Genomic DNA, 17163 nt, shown 5'->3' with positions numbered 1-17163 from the left:
TGGGCCGTCAGGCCCGAAGGTCGGCGAGGATCGCCGAGACGTAGGCGTGGGTCTCGGCGAAAGGCGGGATGCCGTCGTAGCGGCGGACGTTGCCGGGGCCTGCGTTGTAGGCGGCGAGCGCGAGCTCGAGCGTCCCGAACGCGTTCAGCTGCTGCCGCAGGTAGCGCGCGGCCCCGTCGATGGAGGCGACCGGGTCGCGGGGGTCGACGCCCAGCTCGCGGGCGGTGCCGGGCATCAGCTGCATGAGCCCGATCGCACCGGCGGGGCTGACGGCGTCGGAGCGCATGCCCGACTCCCGGCGCGCGACCGCCTCGAGCAGCCCGGTGGGCAGGTCGTAGCGGGCGGTGGCCGCCGTGAACGCCTCGGCGAGACCGCCCGCCGTCGCCGCCCAACCCGGACGGGCCGCCGCCTGAGCGGCCTGAGCGGCCTGAGCGGGCTGGGCCGGCTGCGCCGTCGCGGGCGCGTCGGCGGGCACGATGCGACGGATGGCGGTGATCCGTTCCGGGGCCCAGACGTCGGAGATCATGACGTCCTTGCCGGCCCGCGGGGCGTTGATCATCTTTCCGTCGCCGATGTAGATGCCGATGTGGCGCCCGCTCGGGGAGCGCTCGCTGGAGAAGGCGATGAGGTCGCCGGGTCGGGCCTGCGCGAGCGAGGGGACGGCGTCGCCGGCGCGGCGCTGGTCGGCGACGGTACGGGGGACGTCGACGCCGAGGTCCTTGAACACCCGCTGGACGAGGCCGGAGCAGTCGAGCCCCGTCCGGGGGTCGGTACCGCCCCACTTGTACGGCACGCCGAGGTACTTGCGCGCCGCGGCGACGACGTCGCCGCCGGTGACCCGGCCGTCGTCGGCGCTCCCGCCCGCCGTCGGCGACGTGCCGCCCACGGCGGCCACCCCGCCCGTCCCCCCCGCCCCCAGGAGCCGCTGGAGCGCGGCGACGTCGGTCACGGGCTGCCCGGGGCCGCCCGCAGCGGGCGACGACAGCCCGAGCGCGGCGCCGGCCTGACCGAGCTGGGCGGCGAAGGCGTCGGCCTGCAGCGGGTCGACCGCGGCGCGGCGCCCGGTGAGCTGCTGCAGCTGGCCGCTGATGGCGGCGATGCGGGCCTGCACCTCGACGACGCTCACGACCCCACCTCCGTCCGGGCCGCGGGGCGACGCGACGCGACGACGTCGTCGAGCTCGGCGGCCTCGGCGGCGGCCCGTCGGGCGCGCTCCTCCGCGACGCGACGTTCCTCCAGACGCTCGACCGCCCGCAGCCGCACCCGGGCCTGGGAGGCGAGGAGCCGTTCGCGCTCCTCCTCCGTCGAAGACGCGACGACCGCGTCCCCGGCCCGCGACAGGTCGGCGAGCAGACCGGCGCGCCGGGCGAGCGCGAGGCGGGGGTCGCCCGCGCTGTCGAGCAGGAAGGGGTCGTTGTGCAGCCGACCGACGACCTCGGCGCGCGCGGCCTCCGCGCGCACGCGCACGGCGGTCGCGGTGGCGAGGCTGCGCTCGGCCGTCGCGCGCTCGCGTCGGCGCAGACCCAGCAGGGCGGCGAAGCTCACGATGCACCTCCGGCGGCGTGGGCGAGGGCGCGCAGACCGTCGAGGGTCCGGGCGAGGGGGGCGGGCTCGGCGAGCCCCTGGCGGCAGAAGTCCTCGATCGGGCGCTGCAGTCGCAGGGCCGCGTCGACGTCGGCGTTGCTGCCCGGCACGTACGCGCCGACCTCCACGAGGTCGCGGGCATCGCGGTGCGCGGCGAGCAGCCGGCGCACCCGGGCCGCCGCGGCGAGGTCGTCCGGGGCGCTGACGTGGCGGTCGAGGCGGGAGATGCTCGCGAGGACGTCGACGCTGGGGAAGCGTCCGGCGGTGGCGATGGCCCGGTCGAGGACGACGTGGCCGTCGAGGACGGCGCGGACGTTGTCGGCGACGGGCTCGTTGTGGTCGTCGCCGTCGACGAGGACGGTGTAGACGCCCGTGATCGACCCGACGGGCAGCGGTCCGGCGCGCTCGAGCAGCCGCGGCAGCACGGCGAACACCGACGGCGGGAAGCCGCGCGTGGCCGGTGGCTCGCCGGCGCTGAGCGCGACCTCGCGCTGCGCGTGCGCGACGCGGGTGAGGGAGTCCATGAGCAGGACGACGTCGTGGCCGGCGGCGGCGAACCCCTCCGCGATGCGGGTGGCGGCGAAGGCCGCCCGGAGGCGGAGCAGGGGCGGGTCGTCGGAGGTGGCGACGACGACGACGGAGCGGGCGAGGCCCTCGGGACCGAGGTCGTCCTCGACGAACTGGCGGACCTCGCGACCGCGCTCGCCCACGAGCGCGACGACGGTGACGGTCGCGGCGTTGTTCCGCGTGATCATCGACAGCAGCGACGACTTGCCGACGCCGGAGCCGGCGAACACACCGATGCGCTGACCGCGCCCGACGGGGGTGAACGCGTCGAGCACGCGGACCCCGAGCGGCAGCCGGGCGTCGATGCGGCCGCGGGCGAGCGGGCTCGGGGCGCTGGCCTCGACGGCACCCCAGGCGGCCGCGACCGGTGCGGGGCGCCCGTCGAGGGGGCGGCCGGTGGGGTCGATGACGCGTCCGAGGAGCCCGGGGCCGAGCGGCACGCGGGCCGTCGTTCCCGTGGCCCGCACCGGGGTGCCGACGGACAGCCCGGTCGTGCCGTGAAGCGGCGTGCAGCTGAGGCGGGGTCCGTGCGCGGCGACGACCTCCGCCTCCAGGGGGCCGGTCGGGGCGTCGAGCTCGAGGATCTCGCCGACGGCGGCCTGGACCCCGTCCACCTCGACGCCGAGACCGACGACGCCGCACACGCGGCCGCTGCGGCGCGGCGCCGCGGCGTCACCCGCCCGCTCGAGCCGGGGAGCGAGCGCCGACGCGGTGGCGGCGGCGAGCGCGCGGCTCACGCGGTCCCCCCGGAGGTGGGCGCCGCGGCGTCGGGGTCCTCGCGGACGAGGTCGAGGGCCGCGACGGCGTCGGTGACGAGGTCGGTGACCGTGGCCGCGCCCGCGCGGACGACGACGTCGCCGGGGGCGAGGGAGCCGTCGGCGACGACCGAGAGCCCGGTCGGGAGCGCGTCGGGCCGCACTCCGGTGGCGCCGAGGACGGCGGCACCGTCGGGGGACACGCGGACCTCGACGGGGCCCGTCACGGGCCCGCAGGCGGCGACCGCGCGGTCGAGGCGCGCGCGCAGGGCGGCCGCCGTGGGTGCGGCCTCGAGGACGACGTCGCGGGCCAGTCGCGCAGCGGCGGCGGCGACGACGTCGAGGTGCGGCGCGAGCTCGGTGCGGGCGGCCTCGGCGCGGGCGACCTCCGCGGCCCGCAGACCGAGGAGGAGGTCGACGAGCCGGGCCCGCTCGCGGGCGGCGGCGTCCTCCCGGGCGGCGAGCCACGCGCTCTGCTCGGCGGCGGCCGCGGCGGCGGCGCGCCGGACGCCCTCGGCGTAGCCGGCGGCGTACCCGGACGTGAAGCCGGCACCGCCGGGGGCCGTCGCGGGTGCCCCGGCGACGGCGCCGGGCACCCGGCCCGGGGTGAACGTGCGGACGGTGAGCGTGCCGGCCTCACGAGACATACTCGTCGTCCCCTCCGCCGCGCCGGACCACGAGCTGGCCCGACTCCTCGAGGGCGCGGATGACCTGGACGATCGTCGCCTGGGCCTCCTCGACCGCGCTGACCCGGACCGCACCCATGACCTCGATCTCCTCGAGGAGGTCGGCGCGGGCACGCTCGGAGACGTTCTGCAGGACCTTGTCGCGGACGTTCTGCGCGACGCTCTTGAGGGCCGTCGCGAGGACGACGGAGTCGACCTGCCGCAGCACCATCTGCACGGCCCGGTCCTCGAGGCCGACGATGTCGGCGAAGACGAACAGGCGCGCCTTGACCTCGTCGGCGAGGGCGGCGTCGGTCGCCTCGAGCCCCTCGAGGATGGACTTCTCCGTCGCGGCGTCGGCGCGGTTGATGACCTCGACGAGGGACTGCACGCCTCCGGTCGCGGTCTCGCTCTGCGACTGGGGCAGCACCGACGACGTGCGGGCCTTGAGGGCGTCCTGGAGCACGACGAGGGCGTGCGGGGAGAACCGGCCCGTGGTGGCGATGCGACGGGCGACGGCGGCCTGGTCGGCCGGCGACAGACCGGCCATCACGACGGAGGCCTGGTCGGGACGCAGGTGGACGAGCACCGCCGCGAGGGTCTGGGGGTGCTCGCCGCGCAGGATGCTCATGAGCTGCTGCGGGTCGATGTCCTGGAGGAACTTCAGGGGCCGCTCCGCGACGACGGAGGCGATCCGGCGCATGACGTCGCCCGCGGACTCCTTGCCGAGGGACCGCTCGAGGACCTCGCGGGCGAACCCCTCGCCACCGGCCCCGACCACGCCCTGCCGGACGGCGAGGGAGTGGAACTGGCTCAGCACCTCGCCGGCGACGACGGGCGGCACGTCCCGCAGCCGCACGACCTGTGCGACGAGCTCGTCGAGGTCGGTGCCCTTGAGGTGGGTGAGGACGCTGGCGGCACGGTCCTTGCCGAGCATGACGAGGAGCACGGCGGCCTTCTGCAGCCCGCTGAGGTCGACTGCGGGTGCGGGCCGGGCGGCCGCCTCGACGGCGGCCAGGGCCTGCTCGACGGTCGGGGCGGTACCGGCGGCACCGGTGGCACCGACCGCCTCGGCGACGGGCGCGGTCACGAGCTCCTCCGGTCGGCGAGCCAGGAGCGGAGGAGCTCGGCCACCTCGGCCGGCTCGCGGTCGACGAGCTCGAGGACCTCCTCGCGCTGCCGCGACAGGGCGTCTAGCTGCATGCGCTCGGCGTCCGCGGCCGGCGGCAGGGCCTCCCGGGGAGCCGGGACGGGCGGCAGGGGCGCGGGCTCCGGCTCCTCCTCGAGGGGGGCGTAGAGGCCGAGGTCGACGGGCTCGCTGCGACGGCGGCGCCCGCGGGCCCCGAGGATGATCGAGAGGATCACGACGACGAGGACGAGCCCGGCGAGGGCGGCGTTCCAGATCGTCTGCTGCTGGCCGGCCGCGGCCTCCGCGGCCTCCGCGGCCTCGAGCTCCTCGGCGACGGCCTCCGCGTCACCGGTGTCGAACGGCATCTGCGTGACGTTGATCTGGTCCCCGCGTGCGGCGTCGAACCCGACGGCGGCGGACACCGTGTTCTGGAGGGCGAGCATGTCGGTCCGGGCGACGGCGTCACGGTCGACGACGACGGAGACGTTGAGCCGCTGCACCGCGCCGGGCGCGGACTGGACCTTCTCCGTCACCTTGCCGACGGCGTTGTTGACGGTGCGGGACTCCGACTCGTACGCCGACTCGGCGCCTCCGAGCGTCCCGTTGGGGACGACGATGTTGTCGGGGCCGAGCACCCCGGCCTCGCCGCTGCCGGCGCCGGTGTACGTCTCGGTGTCGCTGGTCTCGCTGAGCGGCGGGACGCCGTCCTCGGCGATGAAGCGCTCGGTGGTGGTGTCGCGGGCGTCGAAGTCGAGGTCGGCGGTGACGGTCGCGACGGCCTTGCCGCGGCCCACGACGGTGTCGAGGAGGGTCTGGAGGCTGCCCGCGACGCGCTGCTCGTACTCGGCCGTCATGTCGGCGGCCTCGCCGCCGCCCATGGAGCCCGCACCGCCGACTCCCGTGCCGGAGGCCGACAGCAGGGTGCCCTCGCCGTCGACGACCGTGACGGCGTCCGGCTCCATGCCCTCGACCGAGGACGAGACGAGGTTGACGACCGCCTGGACCTGCCCCTTCTCGAGGCTGCGGCCGGCCTGCGTCTTCACGAGGACGCTGGCGGTGGGGGCGTCGTCGGCCTCGAGGAAGACGTCCTTCTCCGGGATCGCGAGGTGGACGACCGCCGCCTCGACGCCGTCGATGGCCTGGATCGTGCTCGCGAGCTCGCCCTCGACCGCGCGCTGGTAGGCGACCTTCTGCTGGAACTGCGACGCCGTCACACCCTGCTCGTCGAGGAGGGAGTAGCCGCCGCCGTCACCGGAGGGAAGGCCCGCGGCCGACATCTGGAGGCGCTGCTCGTAGACCTGGTCGCTGGGGACGAGGACGGTGGCGCCGCCGTCGGTCAGCTTGTAGGGCACACCCGCGGCCTGGAGCTGCTGGACGACCGCGCCGCCGTCGCTGCTCGACATCCCCGTGAACAGCGGGCCGTAGGCGGGCGTGCTCTGCCACTGCCAGAAGGCGTAGCCGCCCGCGAGGAGCGCGACGAGCACGACCGTCGCGACGGTCTTCTGGGCGCCGGGAAGCTCCGACCACGCCGAGCGGGCCTGGCGGGCCTTCTGCGTGGCGAGGACCCGGGGGTCGTTGCTCACGACCTGGCCCTGACGGGGTCCGCGGGGGCTCACAGCTGCATCCTCATGATCTCCGAGTAGGCCTCGACGGCCTTGTTGCGCAGCGCCACCGTCATCTGCGTCGCGAGGTTCGCCTCGGTGGCGGCGATCGTGTACTGGCTGGGGTCGGCGAGCTGGCCGGTGACGGCCTTGACGGCGAGGTCGTCGCTCGTCGCGTGCAGGCGCTGGAGGTCCTCGAGCCGGCCGACGGCCGACGCCCCGAGGCTGCTGCCGGTGGCCTGCGCGAGGGCCGCGTCGAAGCGGCCGCCGGCGGCGGGGTCGGCGTCGAGCGCCGGCAGGGCGGGCGTGAGGCCCGCGACGGGTCCGGTCGGCGCGGTGGGGGCCACGGAGGTGATGGGCTGGAGGCTCATGCGTTCCGCCCGACGTTGATGGCGGCGCTGTAGGCGTCGCGGGCGCGGTCGACGACGGCGAGGTTCGCCTGGTAGCCGCGCTGGGCCATCATCAGCTGGGTCATCTGGCTGCCGAGGTCGATGTCGGGCAGGCGCACGTAGCCGCCCTCGTCGGCGAAGGGGTGCGTGGGGTCGTAGACCATGCGGCCCTCGGCGCTGCCGAGCCGGATGCCGCCGACGGTGACGCCCCCGACGCCGGGCTCGAGCTGCGTGGCCTGCGCGATGACGTACCGGGCCCGGAACGCGGCCTCGCTCGTCGGGCGGACCGTGTTGATGTTGGAGATGTTGTCGCTGACCGCGTCGAGCCACTTGCGGTAGACCGCGACACCGGAGCCGGCGACGCCGAAGACGGGGAAGGTCGTCATGGTGCTCAGCCCTGGGTCCGCAGCGCGGCACGGACGAGACCGAACCGGTCGTCGACGGCGCGGAGCGCGAGCTGGTAGCGCAGGCCGGTGTCGATGGACTGCAGCGTCTCGGTGTCGAGGTTGACGTTGTTGCCGTCGAGGCGGGTCGGCTCGAGCGAGAGCGCCTGCGTGAACCCGGTGCGCTCACGGGAGCCGGACCGGGCGGCCGCGGCGACGGCCTCCTCGAACGCGACGCGACGCGACTGGAAGCCGGGCGTCTGGACGTTCGCGATGTTGTCGGCGATGGCGCGGCTGCGCGCGCCGAGGCCGTCGACGGCGCTGCGGAGGGCGGCGCCGGTCACGGACGCGATGGCGGTCACGGGGGCTCCGATCGGCGGACCCCGCGCCCGGTGGAGCCGGTGCGGGGTGGATCGACGTGGCCTGTCCGTGGCCGGTGCGGGGCGCGGTCCGTGCGTCCCGGGTGCTGCGTTGTGTCTCTCGTCCCGTCGGGGCCGGGAGTTCATGCGCCGTTCGGGTGAGTCGCGCTCAGAGCCGCGCGTCGACGTACATGGGCCGCGGTTCGCGCTCGACGAGCCGGCCGACGACGTCCTGGTGCTTGCGTGAGGCGGTCATCGCGGTGCTGAGGCGTCCGGCGACGCTCAGCTGGCGCTCGAGGAGGAGCTCGGCGCGCTCGCGCAGCGACTCCGGCAGCGGGGCGCCGATGGCCGGCGGCGTCCACCCGCCCGGCGGGACGGGGTCCGCGGCGCCGGCCGGGGAGTGCAGCGCGTGCAGGAGCGCCTCGGCCCGGTCGACCTCCAGCTCGAGGTCGTCGAGGGCGGCGTGCCAGGCGGCCGTGAAGTCGTGGCCGACGTCGGTCGCCGTCCTCGTGGTCACGGTGTCACCCGACGGCGCTGATGCGCTGGGCGGGGACGCCGGTCTGCTGGGCGGCGGGCGGGGCGCCCTGCTGGCTCGCGGCCTCGCGCCACGCCTCCGCGAGCGGCGCGACGAGCGCGCGGCACGCGAGCGTGCGGTCCGGGGCCTTCTCGACGTTGGCGCGGACGAGCTCGGCGAGGAGGAACGTGTAGATCGACATGAGGCGCGGCCCGCCGTCCCACGCGTCGACGTCGAGGGTGCTCGCGAGCTCGCTGACGATCGCCTGGGCGTGGACGAGCTGCGTGCCGGCCGCCAGGTGGTCGCCGGCGGTCTGCGCCTCGTGCGCCCGGTCGATGTCGAGCAGCAGCCGGTCGTAGAGCCGCACGAGCAGCTGACCCGGGGTCGCGGTCGTGACGGCGTCGGCCTTGAACTGGTCGAGGCGCGCGGCGGCGGGCCGGCCGAGCGCGTACCCGAAGCCGGTGGCGGTGGTCACGAGTCCCTCCCGAGGCCGGCGTTGAGGCCGGCGAGCTGACCGGCGAGCCAGCTCGACTGCGAGTTGAGGCGCCCGAGCGAGACCTCGAGCGCGGAGAACTGGCGCTGCAGGGTCGCCTTCCGGAGCTCGAGCCGGCGGTCCCAGGAGTCGATCTGCGTCTGCAGGTCGCGCTTGGTCGTCTCCCGGCCCTGGATCGCCGTGGTGATGAAGCCGCTCCCGGCGTTGGTGGCGGCGTCGACGACGGCCCGCAGGCGCGCGACGACCCCCGGGCCGCCGTCGGCCGGCGCGAGGAGCCCGCGCACCGCCGCGGGGTCTGCCGCGAGCGCGGACCCGAGCGTCTCCTTGTCGAGGACGAGGGTGCCGTCACGCGTCGACTGCAGGCCGACGGTGGCGGCGCTCGCGCCGCCCAGCGCATCGGTGACCGCCTGGACGATGCGGCCCGTCAGTGCGCGCACCTGCGTGTCGGACGCGAGCGGGCCGCGGGACGACGCGTTCGGGTCGGTCGCCGTCTGCTTCTTCAGGACGGCGATGGCGTCGTTCGCCGCGGTGACGAGGGCCTCGACCGCGGAGACCGTGGTCGGGGTGTCCGCAGCCAGCGCGATGCTGGCGGCGCCGGGGCGGCGCAGGGTCGCGTCCACGCCCGTCACGAGGTCGATGATCGAGTTCGAGGGGGACGTCGCGACGATCCCGCCGGTGCCGTCGGTGCTGCCGACGCGGTACTGCGCGTCCTGGCCGGCGGCGCGGACGAGGTCACCGGCGGCGAAGCCGGTGATGCTCGTGGGACCGCCCGCCGCGCCGGTGGTCGTCGACACGATCTGCAGCCGGTAGGTGTCGGTGGAGACGCGCACCGCGACGGCGCGGACACCGAGCCCGTCGGCGCTGTTGATGGCGGACATGACGTCCTGCAGCGACCCGGAGGCCGGCTGGAGGGAGACGAGGGTCCCATCGGCCCTGGTCACGTCGATGGTCGGCGCGGGCACGACCTGGTCCTCGAGCCGGTAGGCGGCCTGGGTGGTGAACGCCGTCGCGGTCGCGAGCTGCTCGACCCAGACGTCGACCGGCGCGGTGGGAGCGCCCGGCTTCGCGGTGGCGGCGAGCGCGTCACCTGTGACGGACGCGGTGACCCCCGTCCACGTCCTCGTGTCGGTGAGGGCCCTCGCGGCGTCGTCGAGCTTCTTCAGTGCGCTCGCGACGGCCTGGTACGCGGTGATGGTCGAGGTCTGCTGGGTGACCTGGTTCTGCAGCCGGTTGCGGGGGATCCGCTCGATCTGCATGAGCTGGCCGATGAGCGCAGTGGTGTCGAGGCCGCTGACGAGGCCGTCGACCGCGAACGAGCTCATGTCGCCTCCGGGTCTGGGTGCGCAGGTGTGGCGCGGGGGATACGGGCGACCGCCGGGGACCTCGCGGGTCCCCGGCGGTCGGCCGTCAGGCTGCTACCGGGGTGGCCGGGATCAGCGGAGGAGCTGCAGGACGCCCTGGGGGGCCTGGTTGGCCTGCGCGAGCATCGCGGTGCCGGCCTGGGACAGGATCTGGTTCTTCGTGAAGTTGACCATCTCGAGCGCCATGTCGGTGTCGCGGATGCGGCTCTCGGACGCGGACAGGTTCTCGACCGCGACGTTGAGGGACTTGATCGTCGACTCGAAGCGGTTCTGCGAGGCGCCGAGGGTGGAACGGGCGGTGGAGACCGCGGTGATCTGGGCGTCCGCGGCGGTGATGCCCGCGGCACCGCCGCCGGCGGCCGTGACGTCGATCGCAGCGACGGCCGTGGCGACGGCCGTGATGTCGGTGAGCGCGACGTCGACCGTGTCACCGGAGTTGGCGCCGGTCTGGAAGGTGAGGGTGGCGTTGGTGCCGTCGAGCAGGGCCTTGCCGTTGAACTTCGTGCGGGTGGCGATGTCGCTGACGGCCTCGCCGAGCTGGTCGATCTCGCCCTGGATCGCGGCGAGGGAGTCCGCGTTGTTCGAGCCGTCGTTGGCGGCCTGCACCGAGAGGTCACGGACGCGCTGGAGGATCGAGTGGACCTCGGTGAGCGCGCCCTCCGCGGTCTGGACGACGCTGATGCCGTCCTGGGCGTTGCGGACGGCCTGCTTGAGCCCACCGACCTGGGCGCGGAGACCCTCGGAGATCGAGAGGCCGGCCGCGTCGTCGGCCGCGCGGTTGATGCGGAGACCGCTCGAGAGCTTCTCCAGCGACTTCTCCATCTGCCCCTGGGTGACCGAGAGGTTCCGGTAGCTGTTGAACGCCGCGATGTTGTTGTTGATCTGAAGACCCATGGTCTGTGTGCTCCTCCGTGATGGTGGTGGGTGGCCTTCCGTGGCCGGGGTGGTGATCGGCGCTAGCGGTGTCGACCTGAGGCGCTCGGGACTTGAGCGGCCCTGATCACCCGATCGCCGAGAGCGTGCTGGTCGCCCACCGGCTGCGTGGCGCCGGGACACGGCCGCTGAGGACGCTCGCGCCCGTCGCGACGCTCGCGCGGACGTCGGCGGCGGCGGCGACCGTCGCGACGTACGCCTGCGTGCGCGCCGTCGCACGCTCCGCCGCGGGCCGGTCGCCTTCTGCGGCGAGGGCCGCACGGAGCATCGCGATGCCCTCGGCTCGTAGCTGGGAGACGCGGGACTCCGTCACCCCGAGGCGGGCGGCGATCGCCGCCATCGGCTCCTCGTCGATGTAGTGGCCGCGCACGGCCTCCCGGACGCGCTCCGGGAGCAGGTCGACGGCGGCGAAGAGCGCTCCGACGTGCTCGGCGAGAACCACGTGGTCCTCCGGCGAGCGACCCGGGTCCGCGACGGTGTCGTGGGCGCCGCCCTCCCCCGCCTCACGCGCCTCGTCGAGGCTCGTGAGGTAGGCGCGGTGGGTCTCCGCCCGTACCCGGTGCACCTGGTCGGCGGCGACACCCATGGCGTCGGCGACCTCGTCCGTCGTCGGCACCCGGCCGAGGTGGGCCGTCAGGTGCTCCTGCGTCTGCTGCGTCTGCCGGGCGCGCGACCTTGCGCCGCGCGAGGCCCAGTCGGCGGCGCGGAGCTCGTCGACGATGGCGCCGCGGATCCTCGTGCGGGCGTGCGCGGAGAACGGGACGCCCGTCTCGGGCCGCCAGCTGCGGGCGGCCTGCACGAGCCCCTCGACGCCGGCGCCGGCGAGGTCGTCGCGGTCGACGTGGGACGGCAGCCGCGAGATCACCTCACCGACGCAGTGCCCGACGAGCGGCAGGTGCGCGAGGACGAGGGCCTCGGGGTCCGTGCGCTCGGCGGCGGCGGGCGGGGTCTGCACCCTGCCGATGTCGTCGCCGACCTGAGACCGCTTGAGGATTTCCACGCCTCCGGCGCAGCGCTGCGCCGAACGGGTGACGGCACGGCCCGGGGGCGCCCGGATGCCCTCGAGCCCTCAGATCGGCCCTCTGCCCGCCGACCCCGTCCACGTGACGGACCGGCCGTCGCACCGAGGGGAGGCGTCGTGGCGCTCGCTGACTTCTGCCGCATCCTGTGGCGTGAGCGGGAGCTGCTCGAGCTGCTCCTGTTCAAGCTCGAGGAGGAGCAGCTCGTGCTCGCCTCCGGCCGCAGCCGCTGGCTCGCCCACGCGACCCGCGAGGTCGAGGCGGTCCTCGAGCAGATCCGGAGGTCCGAGCAGGTCCGCTCCCTCGAGACCGACGTCGTCGCGCTCGAGCTGGGGCTGCCCGTCGGACCGTCGCTGGCGGCGATCGCCCGCGTCGCGCCGGAGCCCTACAGCGCGATGCTGCTCGCCCACCGGGACTCCTTCCTCGCCCTCACCGCGGAGATCACCGAGCTCGCCCAGGCCAACCGCCGCCTGCTCCACGAGGGCATGGTGAGCCTGTCCGAGGCGCTCGCCGCCGTGGAGGAGCCGGTCGGGACGTACGGGCCGGGCGCGTCCCGCAGCGTCCCCCGGCAGGGCGCAGGCCGCCTGGTCGACGAGGCGCTCTGATGTCGTCGTTCGCCGGCCTCCACACCGCCCTGTCGGGTCTGGTCGCCCAGCGCTACGGGCTCGACGTCACGGGCGCGAACGTCGCGAACGCCAACACCCCCGGCTACTCCCGCCAGCGCGCGGTCCTCGACCCGAGCACGCCCGTGACGACCGGCACGGCCGTCTTCTCGCGCTGGGACGGTCCCGGCACCGGCGTCCGGGTCACGGACCTGCAGCGCGTCGCGGACGAGCTCGTCGTCCAGCGCGTGCGCCAGGAGACGTCGACGGCGGCGTTCATCGACGTCGACCGCGCGGCCTGGTCGCGGCTCGAGGTCGCCCTCGGCGAGCCCGGCGACAACGGGCTGCAGGCCCGGCTCTCGGGCTTCTGGGCGGCGTGGGAGGACCTCGCGAACTCCCCCGGCAGCACCGCCGCCCGGTCGCAGGTCCTCCAGGTGGGCACGGGCGTCACGGACACCCTCAACACGTTCGGCGCGTCGGTCGCGCAGGCGTGGACGGACGCCCGCACGCAGGTGGGGCAGCTCGTGGCCGAGGTCAACGCGACCGCAGCCGCCGTCGCCGACCTCAACTCCGCCATCAGGGACGCGACCGCCGCGGGCGGCAGCGTCAACGAGCTGCTGGACCGCCGCGACCAGCTCGTCCTCCGGCTCAGCGAGCTGACCGGTGCGACGGTCCGGCCGACCGAGCTCGGCATGGTCGACGTCTTCGTCGGCGGCACCGCCGTCGTCCGCGCCGACCGCACGACGCCGCTGGCGCTCGACGCGACGTCCGCCGGCAGCATCGACGAGGTCCTCGCCGGGGGCGCGGTGCGCGTGACGGGCGCGGCAGGTGCTCCCGTCGACGTCGCCGGCGGCCGGGTCGGGGCGCTCCTCGACAGCCTGCACCGGACCTGGCCCGGCATAATGCGCCGGCTCGACGCGACGGCCGCCGACGTCGCCGCCCGGGTCGACGCCGTCCACAGCAGCGGGCAGACGCAGGACGGTGCCGTCGCCGGCGCCTTCTTCACCAGCCGCGGCGGCGGTCCCGTGACCGCCCGGACGATCGCCGTCGGGGTGACCGACACCCGTGCCGTCGCCGCCGCGGCCGCCGGTGCGGGCGCCCTGGACGGCAGCCTCGCCGACCGGCTCTCCCAGGTGGGCAACGGCCCGGCGTCGCCGGACGCCGCCTGGCGGCGCCTCGTCGGCGACGTCGGCTCGGCCGCCCAGTCCGCGACCCGCCGCTCGGAGGCCCAGTCGGTCGTCGTGCGGGACGTGAACGCCGCCCGCGAGGCCGCGAGCGGCGTCGACATCGACGAGGAGCTCACCAACATGGTCATGTTCCAGCGCGCCTACGAGGGTGCGGCCCGCATGCTGACCGCGGTCGACGAGGCGCTCGACACCCTCATCAACCGCACCGGGCTGGTGGGTCGCTGATGCTCCGGATCACCCAGCGGACGATGGCCGACACCACGTACGCCAACCTCCAGGCCTCCCTCGCCCGCAGCTCCGCGCTGCAGGAGCAGCTGTCGAGCGGCAAGCGCGTCGGCGTGCCGTCGGACTCCCCCACCGGCGCGACCGACGTCCTCCAGCTGCGCTCGGAGCGAGCGGCGACCGACCAGCACGTCCGCAACGCCGACAACGGGCTGTCGTGGCTCGGCACCGCGGACCAGGCGCTCCAGCAGGCGAGCGCGCTCGTCCGCCGCGCCCGCGACCTCACCGTCCAGGGCGGCAACGGCGCCCTGCCGCAGGCCGGCCGCGACGCCGTGGCCAGGGAGCTCCGGGCGGCCCGCGACGGCCTCCTCGAGCTCGCCAACACGCAGTACCTCGGACGACCCGTCTTCGGGGGCACGACGGCCGGCGGGGTCGCCTTCGACGCGACCGGCGCCTACGTGGGGGACGGCGGCGTGGTCGAGCGCCGCGTGGGACCGGGCTCGGTGGTCCGCGTCGACGCGGACGGCCGCACGGCGTTCGGGGACGGCGCCGCCAGCGTGTTCGCGGTGATCGACGCGGTCGTCGCCGACCTCGAGGGCGGCTCGCAGCCGGGTGCGACGCGGCTCGCCGACCTCGACGGCCACCTCGACCGCGTCCTGGGGACGCTGTCGGACGTCGGCGCCCGCGCCAACCGGATCGACACGCTCAAGGCCACGGCCACCGACCTCGCGATCACGCTGCGCTCGTCGCAGTCGCAGATCGAGGACGTCGACCTGCCGGGCACGATCCTCGAGCTCCAGCTGCAGCAGACGGCGTACCAGGCGGCGCTCGGCGCCACGGCCCGCGTGATCCAGCCGACGCTCCTGGACTTCCTCCGGTGAGCGCCGTCCCGGCGGTCGCGCCCCGGTTGACCGAGGTCCGGGCCGTGGGATTGGGTGATCAGGTGAGCGACGGACGTCAGGTGCGGTTCGTGACGCCCCTGCCCGGGCTGCCGCGGCACACGGACTACGTGCTCCGTGGTCTCGAGGCGAGCGGGACGCTGTTCTCGCTCGAGTCGCCCGACGACGAGGTCTCGCTCCTCCTGGCGGCGCCGTGGGCGTTCTTCCCCGACTACGCCCCCGTGCTGTCGGACGAGGACGTCGACCTCCTCGGCCTCCACGGCGCCGAGGACGCGCTGCTGTTCGTCGTTCTGACGCCCGGGGAGTCCGCGGCCGCGTCGACGGCCAACCTGCTCGCCCCCGTCGTGCTCAACCAGCGCGACGGCTCGGCGCTCCAGGTGCTCCTCACCGGCACGGACCACCCGGTCCGCGCCCCTCTCGCCGCCTGACTCCCGCCGCGCGCCCGGTCCCGTCCGCGGCGAAAGGGGGATCCGTCCCGGGACACGCCGGGGTGGCTGGTCCACATCCTCCTGTCGTCGTCCACAGGCGGCACACCTGGGCCATCCCGGCCTTGCCCGTCGCAGGCTCGGTGGGTGCCGCTGAGCGACCGGGTCTGGACCCACGAGCGCGCCCGTCATGAGGGTCTCAGCCGCCGACGGCTCACGGCGGGTCGGGAGTTCGTCCGGGTCGTCACCGGGCACTACGTCGAGGCCTGCTGGGCCGAGCACCTGCCCACCCGCTGCGCCGCCGCCGTGGCCGCCGTGCCCGGGTCGGTCGTCAGCCACTGGACGGCGCTCGAGCTGGCAGGGCTACCGGTTCCGACCGACCGACGGGGTGCGCTGCATGTCGCGGGCCCACCGAGCCTGGGCCGGCGCCCCGGTGGTGTGATCGTGCACCGGTGCACCGACCCGCCCGTGTCCCTGCGTACCGACCCGCGTCGTAGCGGACCGGGTCGCGCGTGGTGCGACGCCGCAGCCCTCGTGGTGCGCTCGGGAGCACGTCCGCCTCACGGCGACCTCGCCGACCTCGTCGCAGCGGCGGACGTGCTCTTCGCCGACCGACCCGAGACGCTTGCCCGTGTCCTCGACCACCTCGCGTCGCGACCGGGCGAGCGGGGTGTCGCGGAGGCGCGGGAAGCCCTCGCGCTCGTCGACACGCGCGCCGAGTCGCCGCCGGAGTCGCGGCTGCGCGTGCTCATGGTGAGGGGCGGCCTCGCTCCGGTCCCCCAGCACGAGGTCAGGACCCCCGAAGGCCACTTCGTCGCGCGAGTGGACCTGGCGTTTCCCGTAGAGAAGGTCGCCGTCGAGTACGACGGGGACCACCACCGCTACGACCGCACTCAGTGGCGTTCGGACCTCCGCCGCCGCGAGGCTCTCGACGCCCTGGGCTGGCGCGTCGTCGTCGTCACCGGAGCCGACCTGCTGGGCCGACCGGACCGGGTCCTCACCCGAGTGCGATCCGCCCTGCGCTCCCCCCGGCGGTGAACGGTGGGTCTGTCCCACCGTCGGCGGCGTGTCGCGGGACGAATCCCCCTTTCATGCCGGTCGGCCGCGGCTCGCGCTCAGTCGGCGGCGCGGACCGCCACCACGTCCTCGATCACCGGGTTGCTCAGCAGGGTCTCGGCAGCCTCGCGGACGCGGGCGAGGGTGGCGTCGTCGACCGCGTCGACGGCCACCTCGAAGCGCTTGCCCTGCCGGACCTCGCCGAGCCCCTCGAAGCCGAGCCGGCCCAGGGCGTGGGTGATGGCGGTGCCCTGGGGGTCGAGGATCTCGGGCTTCGGCATGACCTCGACGACGATGCGCGGCATGCCGCGAGCCTAATCGCGTCGGGCGTGCTGCCTGCCCTCGGTGAAGAACGCGGCGAGCGAGGCGGCGTCGGGCACCTGGTCCCACGTGCGGACGGCACCGAAGGGCGCGTCGAAGAACGGGTCGTCGACCGGGGAGTGGGGGCCGACGTAGGCGTACGGCGTGGCGGAGAACCCGTCGCCGGGTGAGACGCCGTAGTTCACCCCGTCGACCGTGACGGCGAGGTCGAAGTGCTCCGGCCACAGCACGGGCGTCTCCTCCGGGGCGAAGGTCACGAGGGCGGCGGCCCCGACGGCGAACCACTCGAGGACCACGGTGGCGGCATCGGCGCTCACGGCGACGGGCTCGTCCGGCCCGAGCTCCGCGTGGTCGGTGTAGAGGTCGACCGGGACGCCCGCGGTGACGCCGACCGCGGCGCCCACCTCGGCGAGCGTCCGGCCGCCGTCGAGCACGACCTCGCCGCCCGGCCCGACGACCCGGTCGCCGAGCAGCCGGACCGCCGGCGGCGCCACGGTCTCGATCGCGCCGGGCGTGACCTGCAACCGGATGGTGCCGCTGTCGCGGTGCTGCGGCCCGGACATGACGTGCTCGGCGACGGCGTGCAGGGCGACGACGGTGCGGCGCAGGTCATCGGCGGAGGGGCTCGACACGTCCCCCATCGCAGCACCCGGCGGCCGCCCGCACAAGGCTCGCGCCGTGCTGCGCCGGCGCCCGCGC

At 75.4% G+C, this 17163-nt stretch carries 21 protein-coding genes; 5 read left to right on the top strand and 16 right to left on the bottom strand.

The window, feature by feature from the left end:
- Positions 1–7 precede the first annotated feature (7 nt).
- The 14 genes from WAB14_RS09755 to WAB14_RS09690 all read right to left on the bottom strand — a co-directional run bounded on the left by WAB14_RS09755 (position 8) and on the right by WAB14_RS09690 (position 11733).
- The gene (locus WAB14_RS09755; RefSeq protein ID WP_340269393.1) at positions 8–1126 is read right to left on the bottom strand and encodes a transglycosylase SLT domain-containing protein; all 1119 of its coding nucleotides are present in this window, start codon (positions 1124–1126) and stop codon (positions 8–10) included.
- Positions 1123–1545 (bottom strand): hypothetical protein, encoded by a 423-nt coding sequence (locus WAB14_RS09750; RefSeq protein WP_340269392.1) that lies wholly within the window; start codon positions 1543–1545, stop codon positions 1123–1125. Before WAB14_RS09750 ends, WAB14_RS09755 begins: the two co-directional genes overlap by 4 nt.
- Positions 1542–2888 carry a FliI/YscN family ATPase gene (locus WAB14_RS09745; protein WP_340269391.1) on the bottom strand — a complete coding sequence of 449 codons (1347 nt, stop codon included), beginning with the start codon at positions 2886–2888 and terminating at the stop codon, positions 1542–1544. Before WAB14_RS09745 ends, WAB14_RS09750 begins: the two co-directional genes overlap by 4 nt.
- On the bottom strand, positions 2885–3553 hold the full coding sequence (locus tag WAB14_RS09740; RefSeq protein ID WP_340269389.1) for a hypothetical protein: 669 nt from the start codon (positions 3551–3553) through the stop codon (positions 2885–2887). The genes WAB14_RS09745 and WAB14_RS09740 overlap by 4 nt, the downstream gene beginning before the upstream one ends.
- Complete coding sequence (gene fliG / locus WAB14_RS09735; protein ID WP_340269388.1) at positions 3543–4661, bottom strand: flagellar motor switch protein FliG; 1119 nt, start codon at positions 4659–4661, stop codon at positions 3543–3545. Before fliG ends, WAB14_RS09740 begins: the two co-directional genes overlap by 11 nt.
- Positions 4658–6316, bottom strand: a complete 1659-nt coding sequence (gene fliF / locus WAB14_RS09730; protein WP_340269387.1) for a flagellar basal-body MS-ring/collar protein FliF — start codon at positions 6314–6316, stop codon at positions 4658–4660. The genes fliG and fliF overlap by 4 nt, the downstream gene beginning before the upstream one ends.
- Positions 6313–6672, bottom strand: a complete 360-nt coding sequence (fliE, locus tag WAB14_RS09725) for a flagellar hook-basal body complex protein FliE (RefSeq protein WP_340269385.1) — start codon at positions 6670–6672, stop codon at positions 6313–6315. The genes fliF and fliE overlap by 4 nt, the downstream gene beginning before the upstream one ends.
- The gene (locus tag WAB14_RS09720) at positions 6669–7076 is read right to left on the bottom strand and encodes a flagellar basal body rod protein FlgC (protein WP_340269384.1); all 408 of its coding nucleotides are present in this window, start codon (positions 7074–7076) and stop codon (positions 6669–6671) included. Before WAB14_RS09720 ends, fliE begins: the two co-directional genes overlap by 4 nt.
- Before the next feature lie 5 nt (positions 7077–7081).
- Positions 7082–7435 carry a flagellar basal body rod protein FlgB gene (locus WAB14_RS09715; RefSeq protein ID WP_340269383.1) on the bottom strand — a complete coding sequence of 118 codons (354 nt, stop codon included), beginning with the start codon at positions 7433–7435 and terminating at the stop codon, positions 7082–7084.
- A gap of 166 nt (positions 7436–7601) precedes the next feature.
- A complete protein-coding gene (locus tag WAB14_RS09710) occupies positions 7602–7949 on the bottom strand; it encodes a hypothetical protein (protein ID WP_340269382.1) in 348 nt (115 codons plus the stop codon).
- 4 nt (positions 7950–7953) lie between these two features.
- On the bottom strand, positions 7954–8421 hold the full coding sequence (locus WAB14_RS09705) for a flagellar export chaperone FliS (protein ID WP_340269381.1): 468 nt from the start codon (positions 8419–8421) through the stop codon (positions 7954–7956).
- The gene (gene fliD / locus WAB14_RS09700) at positions 8418–9761 is read right to left on the bottom strand and encodes a flagellar filament capping protein FliD (protein ID WP_340269380.1); all 1344 of its coding nucleotides are present in this window, start codon (positions 9759–9761) and stop codon (positions 8418–8420) included. Before fliD ends, WAB14_RS09705 begins: the two co-directional genes overlap by 4 nt.
- A gap of 111 nt (positions 9762–9872) precedes the next feature.
- Positions 9873–10694: a flagellin N-terminal helical domain-containing protein gene (locus WAB14_RS09695; RefSeq protein WP_340269379.1), complete on the bottom strand. Its 822-nt coding sequence runs from the start codon at positions 10692–10694 to the stop codon at positions 9873–9875.
- A gap of 106 nt (positions 10695–10800) precedes the next feature.
- A complete protein-coding gene (locus WAB14_RS09690) occupies positions 10801–11733 on the bottom strand; it encodes a sigma-70 family RNA polymerase sigma factor (protein ID WP_340269378.1) in 933 nt (310 codons plus the stop codon).
- Between the two features lie 138 nt (positions 11734–11871).
- Between WAB14_RS09690 and flgN the strand changes: the two genes are divergently transcribed.
- The 5 genes from flgN to WAB14_RS09665 all read left to right on the top strand — a co-directional run bounded on the left by flgN (position 11872) and on the right by WAB14_RS09665 (position 16125).
- Positions 11872–12357 (top strand): flagellar export chaperone FlgN, encoded by a 486-nt coding sequence (gene flgN / locus WAB14_RS09685; protein WP_340269377.1) that lies wholly within the window; start codon positions 11872–11874, stop codon positions 12355–12357.
- Positions 12357–13766 carry a flagellar hook-associated protein FlgK gene (gene flgK / locus WAB14_RS09680; RefSeq protein ID WP_340269376.1) on the top strand — a complete coding sequence of 470 codons (1410 nt, stop codon included), beginning with the start codon at positions 12357–12359 and terminating at the stop codon, positions 13764–13766. Before flgN ends, flgK begins: the two co-directional genes overlap by 1 nt.
- Entirely contained in the window at positions 13766–14644 is an 879-nt protein-coding gene (gene flgL / locus WAB14_RS09675) for a flagellar hook-associated protein FlgL (protein WP_340269375.1), read from the top strand. The genes flgK and flgL overlap by 1 nt, the downstream gene beginning before the upstream one ends.
- A 62-nt stretch (positions 14645–14706) precedes the next feature.
- Positions 14707–15090, top strand: coding sequence for a flagellar assembly protein FliW (gene fliW, locus WAB14_RS09670; RefSeq protein WP_340269374.1), 384 nt, complete (start codon positions 14707–14709; stop codon positions 15088–15090).
- 144 nt (positions 15091–15234) lie between these two features.
- Positions 15235–16125, top strand: coding sequence for an endonuclease domain-containing protein (locus WAB14_RS09665; protein WP_340269373.1), 891 nt, complete (start codon positions 15235–15237; stop codon positions 16123–16125).
- A 77-nt stretch (positions 16126–16202) separates the two neighbouring features.
- Here WAB14_RS09665 and purS read toward each other — a convergent pair whose 3' ends face one another.
- Entirely contained in the window at positions 16203–16448 is a 246-nt protein-coding gene (gene purS, locus WAB14_RS09660; protein ID WP_340269372.1) for a phosphoribosylformylglycinamidine synthase subunit PurS, read from the bottom strand.
- 9 nt (positions 16449–16457) lie between these two features.
- Complete coding sequence (locus tag WAB14_RS09655; RefSeq protein WP_340269371.1) at positions 16458–17096, bottom strand: hypothetical protein; 639 nt, start codon at positions 17094–17096, stop codon at positions 16458–16460.
- Between the last annotated feature and the right edge of the window lie 67 nt (positions 17097–17163).

Source organism: Aquipuribacter nitratireducens (assembly GCF_037860835.1).
In the GTDB taxonomy this organism is placed as follows: Bacteria; Actinomycetota; Actinomycetes; order Actinomycetales; family JBBAYJ01; genus Aquipuribacter; species Aquipuribacter nitratireducens.
Note: the sequence above shows the minus strand (reverse complement) of the source record. Positions and strands in the feature narration are given on the sequence as shown.